The 26,181-nt window shown below is 55.4% G+C and carries 14 protein-coding genes; 12 read left to right on the forward strand and 2 right to left on the reverse strand.

What is annotated here, in order from left to right:
- The first annotated feature begins 18 nt into the window (after nt 1-18).
- The 4 genes from K239x_RS12095 (at nt 19) to K239x_RS12110 (ending at nt 9,691) form a co-directional block, all read left to right on the forward strand.
- Nucleotides 19-3,462: an aminotransferase class I/II-fold pyridoxal phosphate-dependent enzyme gene (locus tag K239x_RS12095; RefSeq protein ID WP_419190086.1), complete on the forward strand. Its 3,444-nt coding sequence runs from the start codon at nt 19-21 to the stop codon at nt 3,460-3,462.
- A 44-nt stretch (nt 3,463-3,506) separates the two neighbouring features.
- A complete protein-coding gene (yidD, locus tag K239x_RS12100; RefSeq protein WP_419189968.1) occupies nt 3,507-3,692 on the forward strand; it encodes a membrane protein insertion efficiency factor YidD in 186 nt (61 codons plus the stop codon).
- 500 nt (nt 3,693-4,192) lie between these two features.
- Nucleotides 4,193-9,007, forward strand: coding sequence for an Ig-like domain-containing protein (locus tag K239x_RS12105; protein WP_419189969.1), 4,815 nt, complete (start codon nt 4,193-4,195; stop codon nt 9,005-9,007).
- 366 nt (nt 9,008-9,373) lie between these two features.
- The gene (locus K239x_RS12110) at nt 9,374-9,691 is read left to right on the forward strand and encodes an HU family DNA-binding protein (protein ID WP_145418266.1); all 318 of its coding nucleotides are present in this window, start codon (nt 9,374-9,376) and stop codon (nt 9,689-9,691) included.
- Between the two features lie 424 nt (nt 9,692-10,115).
- Here K239x_RS12110 and K239x_RS12115 read toward each other — a convergent pair whose 3' ends face one another.
- Both K239x_RS12115 and K239x_RS12120 read right to left on the reverse strand, forming a co-directional pair.
- Nucleotides 10,116-11,204, reverse strand: a complete 1,089-nt coding sequence (locus K239x_RS12115; RefSeq protein WP_145418268.1) for a flagellar motor switch protein FliM — start codon at nt 11,202-11,204, stop codon at nt 10,116-10,118.
- A gap of 33 nt (nt 11,205-11,237) precedes the next feature.
- Entirely contained in the window at nt 11,238-12,527 is a 1,290-nt protein-coding gene (locus K239x_RS12120) for a glutamate-5-semialdehyde dehydrogenase (protein WP_145418270.1), read from the reverse strand.
- 335 nt (nt 12,528-12,862) lie between these two features.
- Here K239x_RS12120 and K239x_RS12125 point away from each other — a divergent pair, with 335 nt between their 5' ends.
- From K239x_RS12125 to K239x_RS12160, 8 genes are all read left to right on the forward strand, one after another.
- Nucleotides 12,863-14,398: a sulfatase gene (locus K239x_RS12125; RefSeq protein ID WP_419189970.1), complete on the forward strand. Its 1,536-nt coding sequence runs from the start codon at nt 12,863-12,865 to the stop codon at nt 14,396-14,398.
- A 591-nt stretch (nt 14,399-14,989) separates the two neighbouring features.
- A complete protein-coding gene (locus tag K239x_RS12130; protein WP_145418272.1) occupies nt 14,990-17,806 on the forward strand; it encodes a TolC family protein in 2,817 nt (938 codons plus the stop codon).
- 264 nt (nt 17,807-18,070) lie between these two features.
- Nucleotides 18,071-19,468 (forward strand): efflux RND transporter periplasmic adaptor subunit, encoded by a 1,398-nt coding sequence (locus tag K239x_RS12135; RefSeq protein WP_145418274.1) that lies wholly within the window; start codon nt 18,071-18,073, stop codon nt 19,466-19,468.
- The gene (locus K239x_RS12140) at nt 19,465-20,832 is read left to right on the forward strand and encodes an efflux RND transporter periplasmic adaptor subunit (protein WP_145418276.1); all 1,368 of its coding nucleotides are present in this window, start codon (nt 19,465-19,467) and stop codon (nt 20,830-20,832) included. Before K239x_RS12135 ends, K239x_RS12140 begins: the two co-directional genes overlap by 4 nt.
- Before the next feature lie 138 nt (nt 20,833-20,970).
- Nucleotides 20,971-22,350 carry an efflux RND transporter periplasmic adaptor subunit gene (locus K239x_RS12145; RefSeq protein WP_145418277.1) on the forward strand — a complete coding sequence of 460 codons (1,380 nt, stop codon included), beginning with the start codon at nt 20,971-20,973 and terminating at the stop codon, nt 22,348-22,350.
- Nucleotides 22,347-23,672: an ABC transporter permease gene (locus tag K239x_RS12150; RefSeq protein ID WP_145418279.1), complete on the forward strand. Its 1,326-nt coding sequence runs from the start codon at nt 22,347-22,349 to the stop codon at nt 23,670-23,672. The genes K239x_RS12145 and K239x_RS12150 overlap by 4 nt, the downstream gene beginning before the upstream one ends.
- Nucleotides 23,673-23,842: 170 nt before the next feature.
- Entirely contained in the window at nt 23,843-24,586 is a 744-nt protein-coding gene (locus K239x_RS12155; protein WP_145418281.1) for an ABC transporter ATP-binding protein, read from the forward strand.
- Nucleotides 24,587-24,730: 144 nt separating this feature from the next.
- On the forward strand, nt 24,731-26,083 hold the full coding sequence (locus K239x_RS12160) for a PQQ-binding-like beta-propeller repeat protein (protein ID WP_145418283.1): 1,353 nt from the start codon (nt 24,731-24,733) through the stop codon (nt 26,081-26,083).
- The last annotated feature ends 98 nt before the right edge of the window (nt 26,084-26,181 follow it).

The following is a 26,181-nucleotide window of genomic DNA, read 5'->3' on the forward strand; positions in this document are numbered from 1 at the left end:
TGACAGCCGCGAACTTACATCCCAAGTGCAGTTGCCTCCGTGGACTTGCAGCAGTTTTTCTTCGACAATCACCTTCCTCCGGAAGATCATTACGTTTCGATCTTGCAGCATTGGGCTGAACATCGACCCGACGATCTAGCGTTCTGTTTTACGGATGTCGAATCCGTTGAAGAACGGTACACCTACGCCGAACTTTGGAACGAAGTGCGCGCGCTGGCGGGTTACTTGCAAGGTCGATGCCGGATTCGCACGGGCGACCGAGTGCTGTTGTTGTATCCGCCCGGACTGGAATTCGTCGTCGGGTTCTTTGCCTGTCACGCGGCTGGCGCGATCGCCGTTCCGGCATATCCACCACGGCGAAATCGCAAAGCATCGCGAATTCGATCGATCGTGGTCGACGCGAACGCCCGATGGGCGCTGACGACTCGCACCGTTGTCGAACAGTTGACCGGCGACCGTTGGCACGAAGATTTGGTCGGCGTCCAGATTTTGGGAACCGACGACCCTGCTTGTCGCGACGCCGCCCGCTGGCAAATGCCCAAGATCGATACGGAGTCGCTTGGCGTGTTGCAGTACACGTCGGGCAGTACCGGTTCACCCAAAGGCGTGATGTTGACGCAGGGCAATTTGGTCGCGAATAGCAAATTGATTTTGCAAGCGTTTCAGCCCGAAAAACCAATCGTCGGAATGACTTGGTTACCGACGTATCACGACATGGGATTGGTCGGCGGGATTTTAATGCCGCTGTTCATGGGACGCGTCAATGTGATGATGAGTCCGATGACATTTTTGCAACGGCCTGCCCGTTGGTTGCAAGGCATTTCCAATTACGACGTCACGATTAGCGGTGGTCCAAATTTCTCGTTTCAACTTTGTGTCGACAAGATCGACGAAGAAGAAATGGCTGGCGTCGATCTGTCGTCGCTGGAGATCGCGTTCAACGGTGCCGAACCGATTCGATACAACACGTTGAACGATTTTGCTAATCGGTTTGAATCGTACGGTTTCAAACGCAACGCTTTCTTGCCGTGCTACGGGATGGCCGAAACGACTTTGCTGGTCACCGGTGGCCCGAAAGAAACACGCCCGGTCACACAGACATTCAGTGGTCCCAAACTGGATCAAAAGTTCGTTTTGCCGGTTGACGAAAACGACGATTCCGCCCGGCGATTGGTCGGTTGTGGGCGAGTTTTGCCTGACGAAAAAGTGATCATCGTTGACGCGGATTCGCGGAAAGTTTTGGCGGACGATCGCATCGGCGAAATCTGGGTGCAAAGCCCGTCGGTTGGTGGTGGCTACTACCAACGGATGCAGGCGACGCAGCGGACGTTTGATGCACGAACCATTGATGGCGACGGGCCGTATCTGCGAACCGGCGACCTAGGGTTTTTGTACGACGACCAACTGTATATTTCGGGGCGGCTGAAGGACATGATTATTGTCCGAGGCGTCAATCGTTATCCCCAGGACATCGAAGAAACGGTCGAACGGGCAAGTGATATTGTGCAAGCCGGAGCTGTCGGCGCGTTTGCGATGGAACACGATGGTCGGGAGCAGCTGGCGATCGTCGCCGAAACGGTACGATTGCGAAACGTCGACTGGGACTCGCATCTGCAAGCGATTCGCCGCGCGGTAACCGCTGAACATGAATTGCCGCCTGACGCGTTGTATTTGGTGCGTAACAGTAGCGTGCCGAAAACAAGTAGCGGAAAAATTCAGCGTCACGCGTGTTTGCACGCAGTCCGTGATGGTGATCTAAAACTGGTCGCAAAATGGGTTCGGTGGGAAGAGGCCGCCGGCGCGCGAGTTGGTGGCGATGCAGCGCCGATGATGCAAGCCGCGGCAGCAGGCGGTCGTACCGGACAAATTCAATCTTCTGATGTCAACGCTTCGGTCGTCGCGGCGATTATCCACCACGTCAAAAACATCGCCGGCGAACGGGCTGTCGGCGGCCTGACATTGGACACAAATATTGTGTTGGATTTGGGGCTGGATAGTTTGGAGCGGTTGGAGATCGCGCGGAATTTGGAACGAACCTTTGGTGGTCGTTTTCCCGAACAAGTGTTGGACGAGATCGAAACGATTGGTCAGACGGCCGTCGCGATCGGTCGTTATCTACCGCCTGGTGGTGAAGCACGCGCCGAAGCGTTGCTGGGCGGAGTGGCTTCGGAAAACGATTCGTCAAGCGGCACCAACGGAGTCGTCAAGCCAGTCACGCCTGTGTTGGAAGTCGAGCCGGAAGACAGCGTCGAGCAATTTGCGGAGTACCGTCGTTTGAAAGAAACGATGCAGCAAATGGCCATCACCGGAGTGCCCAATCCGTACTTTACGATCCATGATTCGGTCGTGCGTGACACAACCATGGTCGATGGCAAAGAACTGATTAGTTTTGCCAGTTACAACTACCTGGGTTTGAGCGGGCATCCGGACGTGACGAAAGCCGCTGCGGATGCGGTCGCGAAATATGGCACCAGTGTTTCGGCCAGCCGGTTGGTGTCGGGCGAAAAACCGATCCACGGCGAATTGGAACGCAAAATCGCAAAATGGATCGGGGTGGATAGTTCGATCTTGATGGTCGGCGGACACGCCACGAACGAGACCACGATCGGTCACTTGGTCGGCGCGGGCGATTTGATTTTGCACGACGCTCTATCGCACAACAGTATTGTCCAAGGCGCGCTGCTCTCAGGGGCTCGGCGACGACCGTTTCCGCACAACGATTACGAAGCACTGGATCGAATGCTAAGCGAAATTCGTTCGCAGTATCGGCGTGTGCTGATTGTGGTCGAAGGCGTCTACAGCATGGACGGTGATTTTGCGGATGTGCCCGAATTTGCGCGAGTCAAGAAGAAACATCGCGCGATGCTGATGGTCGACGAGGCGCATAGTTTTGGAACGATGGGGAAAACCGGACGAGGAATTGCCGAGCACTTCGGCATGGACGCGCGAGACGTTGACATCTGGATGGGAACACTCAGTAAATCGGCTGCGTCGTGCGGTGGTTACATCGCAGGGAGTGACGCGTTGGTCGAATTGATGCGGTACACAGCTCCTGGGTTTGTGTTCAGTGTCGGCATGCCGCCCGCGCAAGTTGCAGCGGCTTTGGCGGCGATCAACACGTTGGAAGCGGAACCGCAGCGAGTCGATCGCTTGAGGCAACTGAGCGAGTTGTTTCTGACGCTCTGTCGCGAAGCGGGATTGGATACCGGCGATAGCGAAGGCACGCCCGTGATTCCGGTGATCACCGGTAATTCGATGGTTGCGTTGCGATTGTCCAATCGATTGAAGAGCGACGGGATCAACGTCCAGCCGATTCTGTATCCCGCCGTTGACGAGACGGCCGCGCGATTGCGGTTCTTTTTGACCAGCGAACACAGCGAAGAGCAGATTCGATTTACGGTCGAGCGGACCGCGGCTCATTTGGCGGAGCTGGGTTTTGAATCGGCTCCGGCAGTCGGCTAGAGTAAAAAATGATCCGGCGATTTCTCCAAGCAATCCTGGTCACCATGATCCGCTTTTATCAAATGGGGATCAGCCCGCTAATCGGACCCAGCTGTCGTTTTACGCCGACGTGCAGTCAGTACGCGATCGAGGTGATCCGAAAGGACGGTCCGATCAAAGGTTGCTGGCGGACCGTCAAACGAATTCTTCGTTGCCACCCGTGGAATCCAGGCGGCTATGACCCGCCGTAAGGCATGCCGGTATACGCATGTGCATATCGCGAAGGTTCCCCTCTCTTTCGGCCACGTAAGCCGCTGACGGACTGTCAGAGACTCTGCTGCGCGGTGTCTGCGACAGACCGCTTAGAACGTGCTGGGTAAATCGCTCCGCGTAAATCTCACGGCGTGTTTCGTTTCGCAGATGCGAGTGCGCTCACGTCAGCTGCTGTTTTGCTACTGAGATCGCCGGTGCAACGCTGGTTGGCTTGCTTTCAAAGGGGAACAAATTCTGGTAGCTGGCGTCTAAATGGGTGATCGGGGACCCTCGGGGGCTTTTCGCTTTGACGACCAGTTAAACGGTAGCGGTTGTGACGGATTTTTTCGTCATACGGGATAGATCGTGCCGACGATTGGTGGAGGCTACTAGTTGCTAACCGTTTATTGGGTTGTCCAAATTAACATGGGCTAGATCGACCCTGGGCCGAATTGAGTTTCTAGGTATGCGCACACCATCCGACACGAACCAAAACGACATGAATCTATCTGAAAAACGACACACTGGTCGCCAAGGATTACTACGCCAGCTGATGAGTCGTTTTACCGGTTCGGATGCGCCCGATGCGCGACGCGGACGGTTGTTGTTGGAATCGCTCGAGTCACGACAACTGCTAGCTGGTGATGTCGACCTGTTCGCCACCGACGCGCAGCCTGCGGTTGACAATACGCTGCCGATCCAGACCGACGACCTGGGCCCGTCCCGCGAAGCGCAGGGAGAATCGGCTCCGGACTTGGTGCAGTTCGCGATCGATCTACGTGACGCAGGCGTGCAGTTTTTCGGCGCTGAATGGTGTGCTGCATGTACTCAGCAGAAAGAACTTTTCCAAGACGGTGCCAAAGAGTTGCCGTTCATCGAAGTCACCAATCCCGATCGCAGTCCCAGTGACTTGGCGATTGCAGAAGGCGTCACCAACTACCCGACTTGGGAGTTCAGTGATGGTTCTCGTTTGATCGGCGTGCAATCGTTGCAGACGCTGAGTGATCGCAGCGGAGTCGCGATTCCGCAAAGCGAACAGCCTACATTTGCAGCGATTGGCAATCAAACTGTCGGAATCGGTTCGCCGCTTCATATCCCGGTCGATGTCTACGATCCCGATGGCGGCGTGCAATCGGTCACGGTGACGGTCGACAACCCGGCTCTATTGGAAGCGGTTGTTTTGACAGGCAATCGATCGATCCGGATCGACATGGAGACCTACGGTGACATGGTGTTTGAGTTGTTCGAACAGCGAGCACCCACCGCGTCCGGCCGAGTCGCTGAGTTGGCCGAAGCCGACTTTTACGATGGAATTATCTTTCACCGTGTCGTGGACAACTTTGTTATCCAGGCCGGCGACCCCACCGGTACCGGCACAAGTGGTTCCGACTTGGGGACTTTCGACGACGATTTTCATCCTGATTTGCAACACAATCGTCCCGGCGTTTTGTCGTTTGCCAAAACCAGCGATGACACCAACAACTCGCAGTTTTTCATCACCGAAACACCGACTCGGCACCTGGACTTTAATCATTCAATTTTTGGCCAGTTGGTCGAAGGCGAAAAGGTTCGCGAAGCCATCAGCGAGCATCAGACGAATAGCTCGGGCACACCGACCACGCCGATTCGCATCGAATCGATTGACGTGTTCGACGATTCCGAAAACTCGGTGGTAATGCTCAAAGCGGCCAGCAATTCGACTGGTACCACGAACGTGACTTTTACGGTGACGGACGCGGACGGCAATGCACACAGCGAGACCATTCAAGTCACCGTGGCGGCTGACACGTCCAATAGCCAACCATTTTTAAATGAAGTGACGGTGCCAACTGAATTCGCATCGGACTCCCCGGCGTCGCTGCAATTATCAAGCGTCGATGTCGAAGGCGACGCCGTTTCGTACTTTGCCAGTGCGCAATCCAGCACGTCAAACGCCACGGTCAATGTCAACGAGACTTCGGGGCTAGTGACCGTGACGCCCGCGAGCGGATTTACGGGCGCGATTGACGTTCAAGTAGGCGTTCGGCCTGGATCAGGTGTGACCGGAAACTCCAGCAGCGATTTTGATTCGCAGTTGGTCACTTTTAATTTCGCCAGCGGCACGTTGTCACCGCCCGCCGGTGTCGATTTGTTGTCGGGGACCGATTCGGGAGCCAGCAATTCGGACAATTTGACGAACGTCGGCACATTGACATTCCAAGTCACCGGGGTCGTCAGCGGAGCCCAAGTCGAAATCGTGGATGTCGCGACGGGAACTAGCTTGGGACTGGCGATCGCAAATGGCAACACCGCCACGATCACCACCAATAACATTTCGGCGCTCGGTGACGGCACGTATTCGATTGCGGCACGGCAAGCGTCCGGCGGCATCACCAGCGAACTGTCTGGCCCGATCTCGCTAGTCTACGACTCGACGCTCCCCGCTTCGGTGCTCGGCTCAGCTGTGACGTCCGGCAACGTGGGGCGAGCTTACGTTTCGGATTTGATCAGTCCCGAAGAAGGGAGCGGATTGGTATACGTCCTTTCGTCGGCGCCCACTGGCGCGACGATCGATGCGGCCACCGGTGAAATCAACTGGACGCCGACGGCGGATCAAGTGGGCGCGAATTCGTTTGCGATCTCGCTGACCGATGCAGCTGGCAATACTCGCAACGAAACCTTCAGTGTTCAGGTCGCTGACGAAGCACTCGTGGAGATCGGTTTCGAGTTGATCGATTCGTCGGGTAACGCAGTCACGGCGTTGGAAGTTGGCCAGCAAGTGACGTTGAACATCAACGCGACCGATGCTCGATCTGCTTTGTCTCGAGGAGGCCTTTTTGCCACCTATCTGGACGTGTTGTTTGACAATTCAATCATTCGCCCCGTGGCAGGTTCGACGATCACTTTCGGAAACGATTTGTCGCGTTTTACGACCGGCAGCATCTCCAATGGATTGATCAACGAAGTCGGCGGAACATCCAACGCGACCGAAGCGACTCAGATCGAAACCAGCTTGGTCGCGTCGATTCCTTTCGAGGCGATTGCTGCGGGCACGACCAACATCCGCAGCGAAACCGCCGAAGATTCTGGCAGTGAGATTTTGTTGTTCGGAATCAACGGCGAAATACCGACCGACGCGATTGCATTTGGCAATTTGAATGTCACCGTCGGCGTGACGTTTGCAGCCAACGACGACACCTTCACGTTCACCGAAGGCGACGCGTCGCGAACCATCGACGTGCTTGCCAACGACACCATCAATTCCGGCTCCGGATCGCTATCGGTTGTTTCGGTGACTCAGCCCAATACCGGCGGAAGTGTAACGCTCAGTAACGGCGTGGTCGCGTACGCACCTAACGCCAACTTTAGCGGCCAATCGGTGTTTACCTACCGCGTCAGTGACAGCGGCGGCATTCAGCAGACCGCGACGGTCACGGTGAATGTCAACGCGATCAATGACCCGCCTGTCGCCGTGGCGGACACATTTACGGTCGATCAGAATTCCGTCAACAACACTTTGCTGGTGTTGGCCAACGACACCACCGAAGCAGGCGAAACGCTTAACATCGTGGTGACATCGACGCCCAACAACAACGGGACTGTCACGATCGCCCAAGACGGTCAGAGCCTGGTCTACACGCCGCAGAGCGGGTTCATCGGAACGGAAACGCTATCGTACGAAATCAGTGACGGAACGTTCAATGCGACCGGACAAGTGTCCGTCACCGTGCTCTCCGCCGACGCTCCTCCGACGGCTGTCGATGACGCTTTCACGGTCTCCGAAGACTCTGTCTTGGCGTCGCATGATGTAACCGACAATGACGCGGCCGATACCGATGGGCAGAGCTTCTTGATCGATTCGGTCGGGACTCCATCGCAGGGAGGCGAGGTTGCGATCAGTAGCGATGCGACAGAAATTTTGTATCGCCCAGCAGCGAACTTTTTCGGGACTGAAACGGTCACGTACACGATTCGTGACACCGGAGGAGGATTGGCCATCGGAACTGCGACGTTTACGGTGACCGGTGTCAACGACGCGCCGCCTGTGTCCAATCCGACGGTCAATGTGAACCGAGCCAGTGGCGAGACTTCGGTGCTGACCATCGCTGCGTTGCCAGACAACATCGACGGTGCCGGCGAAACGCTCACCTTCACCAACTCTGGCACGCCAACTGCGGGCGGAACGGTGCGGATTGACTCTCCGACCGGAACGATTTTTTACACGCCTCCATCGGGCACCTTCACCGGAACGGATACATTCACCTACAGCGTCAATGATGGCAGCCTGACCAGCAATGGAACGGTGACGGTCATCGTCAACGATTTTATCCCACGCAACATTGTCATTGATTTGCACGGGTATTCGATTCCATCCATTCGATTGACGGGCAATAGTGCGACGGGCGATTCGGTGGATTTGCCGGCCAGTTTGTTGGTTGGCAGTAGTACCACCCAAGACAGCTTTGCGTTTAATAGCGTGCTGCCTGGGTCGTATCAGGTTGAAGTTCCTGCGGTTCCATTCTTGATCAATGGCGAAACCGCGCAACAGATTTCGATCACCAGCGCCCCCGAAGACGGTGACACGACCGTCGACACGAACTTGGGCCGCATTCGTCCGGAATTCTTGTCGATCCGCGACTGGCTGGGATCGGCCGCGCGTGAAAGTGTGCTCGTCGCGGTAGCGCCCGGTGCGACCAGTATTCTGTCGTCAACGACGTCAGGTACCACGACGATCCAGAACGCATCAGCGATCTTGAATGACGCTGGGAATAGTCTGACGCTCTCGGGCATCAATGACAGTGACGAATCGATCGAAGCGACGTTGAACGCGACCAACACGTCTGACGTTCAAATGCGAGGCCAGGTCGGCGATTTACGTTTGTTCAAGATCAATGTCGGCGCCGACGCGGTGACGTTTGCTAATAGCTCTGCTGCTAGCGCGTCTGCTGCGACTGGCGATGGTGCACAGGGCGAACTGATCGAATCACCACTGCTGGCCATTGGCGATACGTCGCCCCAAGGCGAGCTGATTGCGGCTGCGGCTACGACACTCGCTGACGTGTTCGTTCCTGCTGCAGCGGCGGACAGTGAATCGATCGTGTTGCCGTTGAGCGAAGGCGATGTCTGGACCAAGGCTGACACGACTGCTGGAGTAGTAACGACGTCGTTGGCCACACCAGAGACAAACCGCACCACCGTCGTCGATGAAGCCATGACCGACGTGACACAGAGTTTGGAATTGCTTTCCTCGACGGGCGATCAGATCGCATCGGCAAATCACGGTGGATCATCACTGAGTGACGATGCAATCGACAGCGCTTTGACCGACCAGTAATCGTCCTTTAAGCGACCAATCAGCGTACATAGGTCTGGACAGGCCTGTTGCACTTCGAGCAGTTGAATCGCTTGATGACCAATCAGTGCAACGCGTCTGTCCGCAGACGCTTGTACGCCAAATCGAGGCTCACAGGCGTTCTGCTTGGTGAGCCAATTGTGCCCCCCCAATCGACGATTGGGAAACCATTTTGCCCGCCCAACGTCAAGCCCACTGCTGGAAACACTGAAAAACATGGGCTTTTTTGCTCAAAGCCGGGTTGCATCGTTGGTCCTGTGGACATAACACTTTGCCCGTACGAATGACGTGCATTGACCGATCACGTCAGATCACCCACTCACCATCAATCAGAAAAGGTTTCCGCAAATGGCTAAAGCTCCGGCGAAAGCTCCCACCAAGACTCAGATCCTTGCCAACATCGCAGAGCAGACTGAGCTGTCGAAAAAAGACGTCGCTGCTGTCTTCGATGCGTTGACTAGCGAAATCGCTGCTGCCATCGGCAAGGGCGGTCCAGGCCAATTCGCGATCCCAGGCCTTTGCAAGATCGTCAAGAAAGACGTTCCAGCAAAGCCAAAGCGCAAGGGACGCAACCCTGCGGACGGTAGCGAAATCTGGCTAAAACCCAAGCCAGCAAGCAAAAAGCTGACTATCCGCCCTCTGAAGGGCCTGAAGGAAATGATCTAGTTGGATTGGAGGAATCACCCGTGATTCTTCCACAACTCTCCATCCGGACCTGCTGACTGGTCGGCCCCAGTCACAGCTTCGGCGGCGTGTCCAGCCGATCTCGCTTGAACATCCGCGGCGGCTCATGATCGACCAACCACATTTCGATGTCATCAGTCTGATGACATCGATTTTTTTTGCGCCGACCAGAGTTCGTGCCCACAGAACCGTGCGTGTCTACTTCTGCACTGCTGAACACGTGCTTGCGTTGGGCGTCATCAAAGTGCCCGAATCGCGTGATGAAGCGACGAATCGTTGGATTGCGGACGAAAATGCAGAAAAAAAATTTTCTCTCCGGACGGCAGGATTTTGGTTCCAAGAGCCAATCGGGGCGTGATTTTTCGCAGCCTGTCGTTTTTAGCGTCGCCGAGCGCTGCGAAGGATACTAGTGTTTGACCACTGTCGATTCGATCTGAACGGCGACCTTCTTTTGAAAGGCACCTGCTCTGACATTGAATTTGGGGACGTTGGATATCGCTAGCTCCATCGGCTCGGCCACGGGTTTTTCCGTCGCGATCACATCGCCAACACTTAGCCCCAGCAAGTCGCGGGTACTGATCGTTGATTTGGCCAAATTGACGACCACATTGATCGGGGCATCCGCCAACTGCTGCGTAATCGTCTGCCGACTTGCTTCGGTCGACGCCTTGCTCATCTCGTTTTCCCAGCTCTCTGGATTCATTCGATCGCTCAGGTGATCGATTGTGCTGATCGGGATCGCGAGCCAGAATTCGCCCCGAACGCTGCTGATGGTTGCGGAGTACCTTACGCGTACAACGGATTCATTCGGCGATGCGCTGGCGACACAGTGAGGGTGGTTTTCGATGGACGCGACCACCGGGTGGATTGCGATGACTTGTTGCCAAGCCTCGCTGACGTTGTCCAAAAACTTATCGACGACGCGTCCGATCAACCGCTTTTCGATGTCGGTCATGGGTCGCTGCGGGCTGTCGTCTGGAAACGGCTCGCCACCGAGCATGCGATCAATCATCGCAAAAAGCAGCTTCGATGGGATGTCTAGCATCCACTGTCCCGACAGCGGTCTGGGTTCGATCACGCAGTAACAGCTTGGATCGTCCATCTGACAGACAAAATCCTGATGGCGACACTGGTCGACATCCATCAGCTGGCAATCGATCTCGCCCCGCATCAAGGTGGACACAGACCGCGAAAACTGCATCGCCACCACGTCGCTTAGAACGTGCAACGCTTGCACCTGATCACGGCGCAATTGCGGCGGGGCTCGAAAATCGTATGGCTGGACGGCTGGGCCCGAACTGGGGCGATCAGCCACGCTATCGACTGCTTCACGCGTTTTCAGATGCGGCGGCGATGTCGATTCAGACCCCGAATGCGACGGGTCAATCCGATGAGAAACAGGCCCCGAGTGGTCCTGGGTGGCTTTGTCTGGTGGCGGAGCATTGACTGCGCGCAGAAGACTCTCGGCTTGGTTTTGCGAAAGTGAATCGGACATTCCATTGTCCCCCTGGTAGTGACGAGCTAACTGCTACTGCCTGATCTGTCCATCGCCGCGGACGATGTACTTGTACGTTGTCAGTTCGCGTAAGCCACAGGGCCCGCGAGCGTGAAATTTGTCGGTCGAGATGCCAATTTCCGCACCCAATCCAAAAACGCCGCCGTCGTTGAAACGCGTGCTGGCATTGACCATCACAGCGGAACTATCGATCAGCGTGGTAAAGATCTGAGCGGCTTTTAAATCCGCCGTCACGATGGCGTCCGTGTGATGCGAACCGTGCTGGTTGATGTGTGCAGCGGCCGCTTCCAACGAATCGACAATCGCGATGCTAATCTTGGGGCCCAGGTATTCGGTGCCCCAGTCAGCGTCGGTCGCTGGCACAGATTCCAAGCCCGCTTCGCGAATGATTTTGGATGCCTGTTCGTCAGCGCGAAGTTCGATGTTGTTGTCGGCCAATCGTTTTGCGATCACTGGCAATGCCTTTGCCGCGATTGATTCGTGGATCAAAAGCGACTCGCAAGCATTGCAGACACCCATGCGTTGGCACTTGGCGTTTTCGATGATGTTAGCGGCCATCGCGACGTCAGCGGTGGCGTCGACATACACGTGACAGTTGCCGTCGTAATGTTTGATCACCGGCATGGTTGCTTCGGCGACGACTCGGCGGATCAACCCTTCGCCACCGCGAGGGATGGTGACATCGATTGCATCGCCCATCGACAGAAATTCTCCGACGGCTTTGCGGTCGGTTGTCGCGACCAGCTGAACGGCGTTTTCGGGAATGCCTTCTTTGGCGGCACACTCGGACAAGACGTCGACGATAGCGCGGCTGCTGTGCATCGCTTCTTTGCCGCCACGCAAAATCACCGCGTTGCCACTTTTGACACAGATGCCCGCTGCATCGGCCGTGACGTTGGGGCGGCTTTCGTAGATAAAAAAGACGACGCCAAGCGGAGCACGTTGTTTGGTGATCTGCAATCCTCCGGGGCGAGTGAATCCGTCCATGATTTCGCCGATGGGATCCGGCAGCATCGCGATCTCTCGCAGCCCGCCGGCGATCGCAGCGATGCGTGTTTCGTCCAACCGGAGCCGATCGACCGTCGCATCGGTCAAGCCATATCCTGGGGCAGCCTTAAGATCCAAAGCGTTTGCCGCCAGCAAGCGGTCCGTGGCTGCGATCAGGGCATCCGCGGATGCGAGCAGCCAGCGGTTTTTGACTTCGGTATCCAGGCTCGCCAATTGGTAAGAGGCTGCCTTGGCCGCCAAAGCAGTTTCGCGGCAGTACTGGTTTAATTCCACAGGTTCAGCGGCGACAGACATTCAACGCGTTCAGACAAACAAGGCAAAAGGGGTAAGGATCATATCTAGGACGATTCTGGACAAACCCGGGTTCAGGGTCAACGGCAACCTTTTGCCGCCGTGGGAAAGACTTTGCTGTTTAGCCGCTACGAATTTGAAAATCTGCTCTGCTGGCGGTGCAATGCGAACCCGGGGTGTTTGGGTTAAGCTCTGTAGGTTCCATCAATTGGTAAAAGGATGCTCGAAACAGGATGCCCGAAACAATGTGCAACCGAAGAACGCTAGGCCGCCGCATAACAATCTGCGGCCGAAAATTTCGCGTCTCCCTCACCGGATCGTCCCTGTACGGAATCGTCTTGTACCCAATCGTCCTGTCTCTGGCGGCGTTAATGTGCTGGCAGGAGCCCGTCGCTGGGCAATCGGGCCCGCAATCCGGCCCGCAAGCCCCGCCTAGCTCCCAGGCCGATTCAGCGTCGCTCGTTTCGCGTCAGCAGCCCAACGTGCTGTTCATCTTTCTGGATGACTATGGCTGGCGTGATTGCGGGTTCATGGGGTCGGATTTCTACGAAACCCCGCATCTGGACAAACTGGCTCGCGGTGGCATGGTTTTTACGGACGCTTACGCAGGCGCCGCCAATTGTGCTCCTTCACGCGCATGTCTGCTTTCGGGCCAATACACTCCACGTCACGAAATCTACAACGTCGGTACCGAAGCTCGAGGTAACCCCAAGTATCGCAAACTACAGCACATTCCCGGCACTGACACGCTGTCGACCGACGTCATCACCTGGGCCCAGGTCGCTCAAGACGCCGGGTACGAAACTGCCACGATCGGCAAATGGCATCTTAGCGATGATCCGCTTCCGTACGGTTTCGACTTCAACTTTGCAGGAACTCACAGCGGAAGCCCTCCCAAAGGCTACTTTCCGCCTCATCCCAAAGCTCCCGGTCTTGGCGACGCGCCTGCCGACGAATACTTGACCGACCGTCTGACCGATGAATCGATTGCGTTCATTGATCGAAACCAATCCAAGCCCTGGTTGCTGTACCTGACGCACTTCGCCGTGCACACGCCGCTGCAAGCGAAAGCATCTTTGACACAAAAGTACGAACAGAAAACCAAAGGGGAACTTCATGATCACGCCGTGATGGCAGCAATGATCCAAAGCGTCGACGATGGTGTCGGTAAGATTGTCGCTGCTCTACGGGAACGCAATTTGACCCACAAGACTGCGATCGTGTTCACGTCCGACAACGGAGGCTACGGCCCGGCAACATCGATGGCTCCGTTGAAAGGCTACAAAGGGACGTACTACGAAGGCGGCATTCGCGAACCATTCTTTGTCAACTGGCCCGGAGTCGTTCAACCCGGTACGAAGTGCGCCGCGCCGATATCGAATGTCGATTTGTATCCCACCTTTTGTGACATCATCGGAGCCGATTTGCCGACCGGTCAACCTTGTGACGGCGTCAGTCTGATGCCGCTACTGCGAGGAGAGCTCGCATCGATGGAAAATGGTTTGGCAGATCGAGCCTTGTTTTGGCACTTTCCCGCGTACCTACAAAGCTATGCGAGAACCGACCAGCAGCGTGACGTCCTTTTTCGTTCGCGACCGTGCACGATCATGCGCGTGGGCAACTGGAAATTGCATGAGTATTTCGAGGACGGAGGTCTGGAACTTTACAACTTAAAAAACGATCCAGGCGAACAGACCAATCTCGCCGAATCTCATCCAGCAAGACGGGATGAACTTCATGCTCGCATGCAACAATGGCGTTCTGACATCGATGCTCCCGTCCCGACTGAGCCCAATTTGAAGTACGACGCAAACGCGGACGCCAAAGCACGGTTGAGCAAGTCGCGAAAAAACAAACGGCGAAAAGCCGGCTAGCGACAGTGCTCGTGACGCGAACACGAGCGATCACAACGTCTGCTGATTGTTGCAACATTGATCATAGTGTCTGCCACCGCATTCTCTCACCGCTGGTTCGAATCTTGCCAGAGTTGGTTGTGCACGCGTTCCCGTTTCGCCGCGAACAACGTGTCGCAGCAAGCGTGTCCCAACAAGAACGTACAGCAGTCGGTTTTCCTTCGGATCAAAAACGGCGGCTCGGCACTCTCTGAATGCCCGGCGTTTGGGTGTGGAAGTCTACCGGTTGTGCGGCCTGGCGCTGGAGGGCGCACGAACGTTGAAGTCGATACGACCATAACAACGATAACAACCCATGGAGAGCGAGTATTCAGATCCATCTACAGCCGCCAGTTCACACAACTTCGCTTTTGAAGGCGACTGAGGGAGGTGTCTGTGCAATTTTCAATTCCCAAACGACGCCTCGGCCTCGCGTTGCTTGCAATTGCAGGCCCGATCATAGCCGGGTGCTCACAAAGCCAGCATCGGCTTAATGCTGACAAAGACGCATACTGCGCAATCGCTCAGCGAAACGGCGACCCCCGGTGGGCGGCGTCGGATGTCGGTATCGACATGGATTCACGAAGTCGATATTTCGACCCCTTCGATCCCGATTGCTCGCCGATGCCAGTCGACGATCCGGCATCGCATCAGTACATGCACTGCGTCGACGGTAAAAAAGGCTGGGAGCACTGGGGCGACAATGGCGTTCGCTCCGATTTGGAAAATCCACAGTGGCGTGTGCGACTGACCGAGTACGCGGAAATCACCGATGACAATGCGGTCCGACTGGACGTCGATTCGGCAGTCCAACTTGCGTATGTTCATTCTCCGCTGCACCAAAGAAATCTCGAAACACTCTACCTGACGTCGTTGGATGTCACGGGCGAGCGGTTCCGTTTGGACACCCAGTTCTTTGGCGGTAACAGCTTGGATTACAACCACCAGGGAAGATCAGCACCGGCAACGATTGCGTTCAATCCCGTCCTGAATCAGTACGACGTCATCGGGCCGTTTGGTATTAACGAAAGCAATCGACTTAACGTTACCAGTGATATCGAAGCGAAACGGCGTTTCGCAACCGCAGGCGAAGTACTGGTCGGTTTTGCAAACTCGTTTGCGTTTGAATTCACGGGCAACGACGTTAGTCTGGCAAGTTCGATCGCCAATTTCTCTTTTATCCAACCACTGCTCCGAGGCGCTGGCCGCGACGTCGCTCTGGAACAACTGACGCTGAGCGAACGCAGATTGCTGGCGAACCTACGTGCGTACAGTCAGTTTCGGCAAGGATTCTTTACTCAGATCGTGATCGGTGAACTGGGCGTCACGGGGCCGCAGCGCGGCGGACTGAGCACCAGTCTGCAGTCGTTTTCAGGTGTCGGCGGAGTCAATGGATACCTCGGTCTGTTGCAACAATCGCAGCAGATTCGTAACACCGAAGGCAATCTGCGGCTGCAGTTGCGAACGCTCGAACGATTGGAAGCTCTGTACGACAACGAATTGATCGACATCGTGCAAGTGGATCAGTTCCGACAGAACATCGAAGTCACTCGAGCCAACCTGCTGGACCAGACGAACAGCTTGGAGCTGGCGATCGACAATTACAAGACACAAATCCTGGGACTGCCTGCGGACTTGCCAGTCGATCTGGACGAAGAACTTGTTCAGCAGTTTCAGCTCTTTCCCATCGAATCCACGTCGCTGCTGGTGTCGCTGTTGAAATTGCAGGATCGTATCGGTGAAATTGGTGAACTCTCTGATCTCGCGACGCGAGTCGAAATCCTTGACGAAAAACTGTCGACCTTGTCGAAACAGAATTTCTCCGACGTCGATCGCACGCTACGACGACTGCAAACCCTGGTGGAAAACGCTGCCAAACGTGCTCGTTTGGTCGACGCTTTGCAGGACGAAGAACCTGGCCAGCTGTCACAGCAACTTAGCGACGCGACAAAGCGGTTGGAGACCATCATTGACTCGCTGACGGAATCCAATTTTGCTGACACGATTGTGAAGGAGTCGCGAGGGTTTTCCGAGATGCTTTCGGGGTGCCAAACCGTGCTTGAGCAATCCGATGCAAATGATTTGTCAAGGGAACCCGAGCAATTCCTTCATGATGTTCAGCAGCTAGTCGACCCCGTGCGTGAATTGTTTTCTAGTGCGCGAAGTGATCTGCAACGTTTGGAAGAAGTCGCCCCAGAACGACAACGCAGTATGAACGCCGACGAAAAGGCTCGGTTCAAGCGTGATCGAGAAAGGCTGAACGAGCGGCTTGATGAACTGGAAAACGGCGAATCGGGATTCGATGTTGCGGTCCAACAGCTCAAAGAACTCCGTGAATCGTACTCGGCAAAGAATCGCCTTCAAACGATTCGCGGTCTAACCGCTTGGGTCCAGTCCTACCTGCAATTGGTGGAACGTCTCTCCCTTATCCCAGCGCAAGCACGGTTGGAAGTCATCGGCGTTGACGAAGTTGATCTGGAACCCGAAGCGGCGTTCCAAATCGCGCTGGACAATCGATTGGACTTCATGAATGGTCGCGCAGCCTTGGTGGATAGTTGGCGGGCGATTCAGGTTGCTGCCGACGCGTTGCAGTCCGACTTGACCATCACGGCCAACGGAGACGTTCGTACTGCAAGAAACAATCCGGTTGATTTTCGTGGTTCGACAAGCCGACTGCGGCTAGGCATTGAATTTGACGCACCGTTGGCGCGATTGCTGGAACGAAATGGGTACCGGGAATCTCTGATTCAATACCAACGCAATCGGCGAAACCTGATTCAGTCTCAAGATTCACTGCAGAAAGGAATTCGAGCCCTGTTGCGAACCCTTCAGCAGCGACGACTGCAGTTGGAAATCCAACGACGTGCTGTCACCATTTCGCTTCGCCGCGTCGATCAAACGCAGTTGTCGTTACTGACTCCGCCGCCCCAGGTTCAGCCTGGTGCACGTCCGCAAATCAACCCGACGACTGCGATCAATTTGCTGAGCGCCCAGGGCGCGCTCCAGACTTCGCAGAATAGTTTCTTGGCCGCTTGGCTGAACTACTACGCGACACGTCTTCGTTTGTACCGCGAACTGGGCGTCATGCAGCTGGATACGTCCGGACGCTGGATCGAAACTGCGGTCGACTTCGCAGTGGCAAACGATTCCGAAACGACGGATTCTCTTGCACCGCCAATTCCTGTCGATCCTGTTCCGGGCGATGACCTGGAACTTGATTTTCCGCGCCAGGTCAATGAACTAGAGTTCGGGCAGCGTCTCCCGCCAAGCCAGGACACCGGGAGAGCTGCGTTAGCGGATCAGCCTGCCGCATTGGACGGTTGGTCAACTGATCGCATTGGGCATCCTCCCGTTCACGTGGCCGAAAATCGGCATGCAACGACAAAATAGGCCAGGTCGGCATTTTCGGTTGGTCCAAAACGTTGGTCCCACTGGGGGGCAGGTGCTCGTCCAGGCTCGTTCCCGCGACGGCCTGCTTGCCAGGCTCGCCTTTGCAAACCCAGGAGTCAGAGCTGGACTACAATACGTACCCAATAGCCGCCATGATTATCGGTTCGACCAACTTCGACTACCGCCGAATTAGAGTCCGATACTATCTCTTCCTCCTCTGAAGCCAATCGCCAGCCTGACGGCAATTCCAAAGATCGCGTGTTCGTGCGCGTTCCGGTCGTCATCGGACTGATTGCGATCGTCGGGAGTGCCGCCGCTGTCTCGCTGGCTCCGAGTCAGGCATCGGATCAGGATGCTTACTTGACTCACACGATCGGTCGCGGAAAGCTGACGGTATCGGTCACCGAACAGGGCACGGTCGAAAGCTCGAACAATACCGAGATCAAGTGCAAAGTCCGCGGGTTCAGTTTGGTGACTTACGTTGTCCCAGCGGGATCGGTCGTAAAGGTGGGGCAAGAGTTGGTGCGGCTTGATACGAAAGTCATCGAAGAGCAGCACAGTCTTACGAAAACCAATACGTTCATCGCCGAAGCCACGTTGGCGCAAACACAAGCGAATGTCGAAACGGCAAAGATCGCCATCGACGCTTACGAAAAGGGCAGGTTTCGCTCTCAGCTCCAAGGTTTGGAAAAGGAGCTTGCCGCGCACAAGCGGAATCTTCGGACTGCCCGCAAGATGTACCAGCGATCTGAGTCGCTTTTTCGCCAAGGATACGCCACCGATCTAGAAGTCGAGGGCAATGCCTTTACGGTGACACAGGCCGAATTGGAATTGAAGGTCAAAGAGACTGAGATCAAAGTTCTCAAAGACTTCACCCGACAGATGCAAATGGAATCGCTCAATGGCAACAAGATCGCAAGCGAATCCAAGCTTGCAGCCGACCAAGCGGGTTTGGCCATGGAAGTCAAACGTCGCGATCGCGCAGCGGAAGAGCTCAACGATTGCGTGATCCGCGCGGAAAAGCCTGGGCTCGTCATCTACCCTTCTGCCGCGTCATGGAAAACGACGCCCGACATTACCGAGGGCGCGTCGGTCCGCAAGGATCAAGTGCTGCTACTGATGCCGGACCTTACGCAGATGCAAGTCAAACTGGGAATCCATGAATCGGTGATCGACCGCGTTCGTCCCGGACTCAAAGCAATCGTGACGCTGCCCGATCGGACACTCGAAGCGACCGTGTCCGAAGTCGCTTCGGTGACCAAGCCAGCCGGATGGTGGACGGGCAATGTTGTCAAATACGACACCGTGATCGATCTGCCCTCTGACGAAGGGCTTAAGCCAGGCATGAGTGCGGAAGTCGACGTCATTCTGGCGGTCCATGAAAATGTCGTGACCATTCCGGTAGCCGCCGTCGTTGAAACGGAAGAGGGTGAGTTTTGTTGGGTGCAATCCACCGGCGGACCTCAGAAACGAATCTTGCAACTTGGTGACAGCAACGATGTTTTCATCGAGGTCATCGCAGGGCTCAACGAGGGAGAAGAGGTGATCTTGAATCCGACGGCCTTGATCGAAGAGGCGGAAGAAGAGGCGAGATCGACTCTCTCTCAAAGTCGGCCATCAGGCGATAGCCAGGATGTTCCCGAAGCGATCGAGGCGGAATGATGAAGATCGCTGCGTTCTTTGTTGTAGTCGCCACGTTGGCCGTGACCGCTGTTTCGCTGTTGCCTGGCAATGACGCTGCGTCGACCGCCAACCACGGGGCGACTCACACCGTGACGCGAGGCGAACTTGTCGTTGCGCTGACCGAGCAAGGCACCCTGGAAAGTTCTAACAATACCGAAGTCAAATGTCGGGTGCGCGGTGACAGCACGATTACGTTTGTGATTGAAAGCGGCACACAGGTTCAACCAGGCGACGTGTTGGTGCGATTGGAAACGCTTGCGATTGAAGAAGAAATCAGCGAGCGGACCAAGTTCTATCACCTGGCAGAAGCTCAGGTGGCTCGGTCTGCGGCGGATGTTGCTCGTGCGAAGCTTGCGATTTCGGAATACGAGCAGGGGCGCTTTGTTTCGGAATTGGCCACGCTGCAAAAGAATCTTGCGATCGCCGAATCATCGCTGCTAAATGCCAAGAATCGGCTGGAGCATTCCGAGATGTTGTCGCGAAGCGAATACGCAAACGAGTTGGAGCTGGAAGAAAAGGAGTTTGCTGTCTCGCAGGCCAAACTTACCGTCGGTCTCACGAAAACGCAGATCGACGTGTTACAGAACTTCACAAAGAAAGAAGAACTGGTGCGGCTGCAAGGAGACTTGAAAGCCGCCAAGGCCACGCACGAAGCAAACGTCGAACGATCACTTGCCGACAAGAATCGTCTGCAACGCGCTAAAGAAGAACTTGGGTATTGCACGATCGTGGCCGAACGAGCGGGCTTGGTAATCTATCCAACGGGCGAAGCATGGAAAAATGCGCCCGAGATCGAAGAGGGCGCGACGGTACGCAAGGATCAGACGTTGTTATTGATGCCGGATCTGACGCAAATGCAGGTCAAGGTCGGCATCCATGAATCGGTGGTGGACCGAATGCGAACAGGCATGGAAGCAAACGTCATTCTTAATCGTGCGTTGATCAATGCAGAAGTCACGTACGTCGCAGCCGTCGCCAAACCCGCGTCCTGGTGGACAGGGAACATCGTCAAATACGACGCAACGGTTTCGCTTCCCTCGGCGATCGGCATGCGACCTGGCATGAGTGCAGAAGTGGAAATTGTCATCGCGCGTCATGACGACGTTGTGACAATCCCTGCCGCCGCCTGTATCGAAACTCAAGCGGGATTTGCATGCTGGGTCCAAGGCGAATCAGGCGTGGAGCGCCGATCTCTGAAAGTAGGCGACAGCAATGACATGTTCCTGGTCGTTCACGATGGGATCCAAGAGGGCGACGTTGCCATTTTGGATCCTTTGGCGAACGTCAAGGAAGCTCAGGTCGAAGCAGCAAATTCGTTGAAGGATTATAGGTCAATCTTGTAGCGACATTCGTTCAAGATTTTGGCTCACGAGACTGGTGGCAAATTTGCCATCTCCATACGACGGACACAAACCACAGGAACCTCTTACGCCGTGAACGCGATTGATCGTCAATCCGAACCGAGCCGCCCATTCGCAGCGATGTCTTCCCTAGGGAAGCTGGCTGTCGGACTCGCGGTCGTTGGCGTGGGCGCCTGGGCGGCAGTTGCTCTTGCCGGACATTTCGGACAGTCCGAGCAACGCGTCGGCATGACGTACCGAGTGTCACGCGGCGATCTCGTCGTCACCGTCAGTGAACAGGGCGTGTTGGAAAGTTCCGAGAACATCGAAATCAAATCCAAGGTTCGTGGATACAACGCGGTCCTGTGGATTGTCGACAGCGGCACGTTTGTGGAGGAAGGCGACGAATTGGTTCGCTTGGACGCTTTGTTCATTCAAGAGCAGGTCGACGAACGCACCAAGTACGCGAATTGGTCCCAGTCGGCTGCCGATCGTTCTGCAGCAAATTTCGCGAGATCCAAAATTGCAGTTGATGAATATGATCAAGGTCGGTTCCAGACCGATTTGATGAGGCTTAAGAAAGATGTTGTCGTGGCAGAAGCCGCGGTGCAGAGCGCCAAAGATCGCGCCAGGCATGTCCGCCTGATGGCCGGCAGCGGTTACCTGAGCGAGCTGGAAGTTGAGGAACGCTATTTCGCGTTCAAACAGGCAGAGCTGAACGTGCAGCTCAAAAAGACGCAGCTGGAAGTGCTGGAAAACTACACGTACAAGGAACAAATGCAGACACTCCGAGGCAACCTGACGTCGATTGAAGCGACACACCGAGCAAACGTGGAAAGAGCCGCAGCCGACAATTCACGCAGAGATCGGGCAGTGGAGGAATTGCAATACTGCGTGATTCGGGCAGAAAGTAGCGGGCTGGTGATCCATCCCGATGCCGCGAAATGGGAAACCGCTCCAATTGCCGAAGGCACCAATGTTCACAAGAATCAGGTACTGCTGCTGATGCCGAACTTGCAAAAAATGCAGGTAAAAGTGGGCGTGCATGAATCCGACGTGAAACGAGTCGCCATGGGGCAGCCTGTAGCGGTCACACTTCCCGAAAAAACTCTCGATGGTGTGGTCTCCGACGTCGCTTCCATTACCAAACCAGCGGGTTGGTGGACCGGAAACCAAGTGCGTTACGACACCCTGGTCTCGCTGCCACCGATCGACGGCCTGCGGCCAGGGACGAGCGCGGAAGTCGAGATTCAAGTGGCTCTGCACCAAGACGCTTTGCTGATTCCCGTCGCGTCCATCGTTGATCGCAACGATCAACATTTTTGCTGGGTGCAAACCTTAGCGGGCCCGCAACGACGGCAGATCGAAACCGGCGACAGCAACGACGTCTTCACCATCGTTGAAAAGGGCTTAGATGAAGGCGACGCTGTGCTTTTGAATCCGACGGCTTACGAATCCCCCGTGGTCGACGAGAACAACGCCGCAGTCGCGGAAGACTCCGAAAAGACTGAATCACTTTGATTGCTCAATTTTTCCAAACCGTCGACCTTGGCATCAAAAGCCTGCTTGTACAGAAACTACGGGCCGGGCTAGCTGCGTTGGGAATCTTCATTGGAACATCGACCGTGATCTGGCTGGTAGCGATGGGCGAAGGTGTCAGCTACCGGGCGCAGCAACAGATTCTGGAGTTGGGTGCCAAGAACGTTATCGTACGCACCAAGGAACCCAACGAAGGTAGCGAAGAGGACGCGAACGCCCGAGTCAAAACTTACGGCTTGTTGCGTGCAGACTATCGGCGAATCGTCGAGAATATACCGAACATTCGTCGCGCCATCCCGATGCGTGAACTGAAGTTTGAATTGCGACTTGATGATCGGACCGCCGACGCCAAACTGGTGGGGTGTGCCGAAGAGTACCTGGAACTCAATCGACTTCAAATCGCTCGAGGGCGCTGGCTCTCGCCGCGCGACCGTGGCAAAAAAGTCATCGTGCTTGCAAACGAGACGGCCAAACGTTTGTTTCCTTATGAAAATCCGATTGGGCGTGCGATCTGGGTTGGCAGCGAATTCTATACCGTCGTCGGACAGACCAAAGACAGGACCGCATCGGCCGCGATTGGAGGCAGCCTCGATTCTCGCGACTACAACTTGGACGCCTACATTCCGCTGAAAACGCTGCGGCAGCGCGTGGGCGATCTGGTCATGAAACGCGTCGGCGGCGGGCAGGGGATGAACTTCACCGGCGAGGACGTGGAGCTCAGTCAAATCACGGTCGAAGTCAACAACATCGACGAAGTGGATGAAACGGCCCAGATTATCGAAACCCTTTTGAGGAAGTACCACGAGAAAGAGGACTATGCCGTCGTCGTTCCTCGTGAACTGCTGCGGCAGGCCGAACGGACGCGCACGATGTTCAATGTTCTGTTGGTGGTGATCGCTGGGATTTCGCTGCTGGTCGGTGGCATTGGAATCATGAACATCATGTTGGCGACGGTCACCGAACGAACGCGTGAGATCGGCGTTCGTCGTGCCCTCGGTGCAACTCGTAGCGACATTATCGGACAATTCTTAATCGAAACCGTGGTGCTTACCGCTGGCGGCGGACTGACCGGAGTTTTGTTTGGACTCGCCGTCGGGCCTATTTTTCGATTTCTAAAAAAGGTTGTCACGATGGTTTCGCCGGACGCGTTGCCACCCATCGTGCACACCTTGGAGCCGCGCATCGCACTTTGGTCGGTCCTGCTTTCGCTAGGCATCTCATTGGGCGTCGGAATCGTTTTCGGTGTCTATCCGGCCAGAAAAGCCGCTTACCTCGATCCGATCGAGGCTCTGCGACATGAATAGTTCACTTTCTGGCCGTTCAGTGGAACTCCATGTCCGCGATCGAACCCGTTCCGCGGTTCATCCTGGGGCCTGCGTTCGCGAGCCGGCTGATCTGTCCCTGTTTTCTCTCGACAAGAAACGGACAACGGCATGGGGCCGCTTTTCCAACATCATCACCTTCGATCGCGCTCATGCCTAGCGAAAGTTTTCAATCGCAACCGGAACCGCAGTCCAATCCGACGAGCAAGGAGTTTGCTTTTCGCGTTCAGGATTTGCATCGAACGTACTTTTTGAAAGGTGAAACCGTCCATGCACTACGTGGCGTCACCTTCGACGTTTTGGCTGGTGAGTATATCGCCATCATGGGGCCGTCCGGTTCTGGCAAGAGCACGCTGCTAAATGTCCTTGGATGTCTGGATCGACCGACAAGTGGCAGTTACCTTTTGGCCGGTGATGATGTTGCCCAGATCAATGACTTTCAGCTTTCCCGCATTCGCGGACGACGTATCGGATTTGTCTTTCAATCCTACAATTTGCTTCAGCAACTCAATGTGCTGGAAAACATCAAGGTTCCGCTCCAATATCAAGGTCTAATTGGCAAAGACGCCATTGCAAAGTGCAGCGATCTTGCCAAGCAAGTTGGTCTTGGAGATCGTCTCTATCACCGCCCCACAGAATTGTCTGGTGGCCAGCAACAGCGGGTCGCGATCGCGCGTAGCCTTGCCAACGATCCCTATTTCATTCTCGCCGACGAGGCCACCGGAAACCTTGACTCAAAGACGACGCATGAAGTGCTGGACCTTTTTCAAGCGTTAAACGATGATGGAAAGACCATCGTCATGATTACTCACGAAGACGAAGTGGCCGAACGAGCGAAACGTGTCATTCGGCTGCGAGACGGTCTGATTGAATCGGATGAGGTCAATCAAAAATAGCGTTTTACAAAGTCGCGCTCCGACTCTTTGGGCAGTCATTTTGCACTTCGAACGCTTTGTTGCCATGAGCGTCGACATGGCTGGCCAACCTCCCGTGTCATAACCGCGAGACTCGTGACGTGTTTCGCTCCTGGAAAACAACCCATGAATCTAAAATCATCGCTACTAAGTGGACTGGTCTTGGTCGCGCTGGCGTGTCCCGCGCCCGGCCAAGAGCTTGCAGACAACTGGCATCAGTGGCGTGGGCCGAACGCCAACGGAGTTTCCGACACAGCGGATCCTCCGATTTCTTGGAGTGAAGACGGCAACATCAAATGGAAGGTCAGCATTGACGGCCAGGGGACATCGACGCCAATCGTCTGGGGAAACAACGTTTTCGTTTTGACGGCGATTAAAACGGGCGACAAGGATTCATCGATCCCAGACGCCAATGATCAGCCCAAAACGAACTTCTTCGACATCAAACGACCTAATGAGACTCGTGCGTTTGTGGTGATCTGCCTTGATCGCACGACCGGAAAAGAAATCTGGCGCGACACGGCGACCACCAAAATTCCTCACGAAGGCGCCCACAAAGACAACGACTTTGCCTCCGCTTCGCCGACTACCGACGGTCAGCGACTGTACTGCTGGTTTGGATCGGCAGGCCTGTTTTGTTACTCACTGGACGGACAGAAAATCTGGCAACGAGATCTCGGCGAAATTCGCGTTGGTTCCAGTCTCGGCGAAGGTTGTTCGCCGGTGTTGCATGACGGCAAATTGGTGATCCTTCGCGATCATAGCGGTAACGGTGCGATCGAAGTGTTCGACGCCAAGTCAGGGCAGACGTTGTGGCGAAAGGAACGCGACGAAGACAACGCATGGGCAACCCCGCTGATTGTCAAACACAGCGGCAAGACTCAGGTCATCACTGCCGCGTCCGATTTTGTCCGCAGTTATGATCTCAACACGGGCCAGATCATCTGGCAATGCAGCGGACTGACAGGCAACGTAACGCCTTGTCCTGTTGTCGATGGCGACCAAGTGATTTGTATGAGCGGCTATCAGGGCTACTCTGCCATTTCGATTCCGCTGACCGAAACAGGTGACATTACCGCGTCCAGCCAGATCCGCTGGAAGATCGCAAAAGGAACTCCCTACATCCCTTCCCCGCTGCTTTACGACGGGTTGCTGTACTTCAATCAATCCAACCAATCCATTCTCCGTTGCCTGGATTCCAAAACGGGGGAAACTGTTTTTGGACCCCAGCGGATCGGAGACCTGTCCAACATTTACGCGTCCCCCGTGGGCGCGGCCGGACGGATCTACATCACGGGGCGCGGAGGCACAACGTTAGTGCTGAATCGGTCAAAGCAATTCGTGTCGCTTGCAACCAATCAACTGAAGGAACGATTCGACGCCTCACCCGCCATCGCTGGCAAGCAACTGTTTCTGCGTGGAGCCAAGTACCTGTACTGCATTCAGGAATCCTCTGGCAGCGAAAGACAACAAGAGTGACGGAATAAGCAATCGCTACGAATTTCCAAATGCGCGCCCGTTCAAATGCAGAACACGTTGGAATAGTAAGTGGCGTCGCCAACGAAGGTTTTTGCAAA

The sequence above is a fragment of the Stieleria marina genome (assembly GCA_007741555.1).
GTDB lineage: Bacteria > Planctomycetota > Planctomycetia > Pirellulales > Pirellulaceae > K23-9.

Bases quoted from the DNA above. Each gene is read 5' to 3' on its own strand.
- K239x_RS12110 (WP_145418266.1), top strand. From the start codon at position 9,374: ATGGCTAAAGCTCCGGCGAAAGCTCCCACCAAGACTCAGATCCTTGCC.
- K239x_RS12105 (WP_419189969.1), top strand. From the start codon at position 4,193: ATGAATCTATCTGAAAAACGACACACTGGTCGCCAAGGATTACTACGC.
- K239x_RS12140 (WP_145418276.1), top strand. From the start codon at position 19,465: ATGATGAAGATCGCTGCGTTCTTTGTTGTAGTCGCCACGTTGGCCGTG.
- K239x_RS12145 (WP_145418277.1), top strand. From the start codon at position 20,971: ATGTCTTCCCTAGGGAAGCTGGCTGTCGGACTCGCGGTCGTTGGCGTG.
- K239x_RS12155 (WP_145418281.1), top strand. From the start codon at position 23,843: ATGCCTAGCGAAAGTTTTCAATCGCAACCGGAACCGCAGTCCAATCCG.
- yidD (WP_419189968.1), top strand. From the start codon at position 3,507: ATGATCCGCTTTTATCAAATGGGGATCAGCCCGCTAATCGGACCCAGC.
- K239x_RS12120 (WP_145418270.1), bottom strand. From the start codon at position 12,527: ATGTCTGTCGCCGCTGAACCTGTGGAATTAAACCAGTACTGCCGCGAA.
- K239x_RS12115 (WP_145418268.1), bottom strand. From the start codon at position 11,204: ATGTCCGATTCACTTTCGCAAAACCAAGCCGAGAGTCTTCTGCGCGCA.
- K239x_RS12130 (WP_145418272.1), top strand. From the start codon at position 14,990: ATGGATTCACGAAGTCGATATTTCGACCCCTTCGATCCCGATTGCTCG.
- K239x_RS12160 (WP_145418283.1), top strand. From the start codon at position 24,731: ATGAATCTAAAATCATCGCTACTAAGTGGACTGGTCTTGGTCGCGCTG.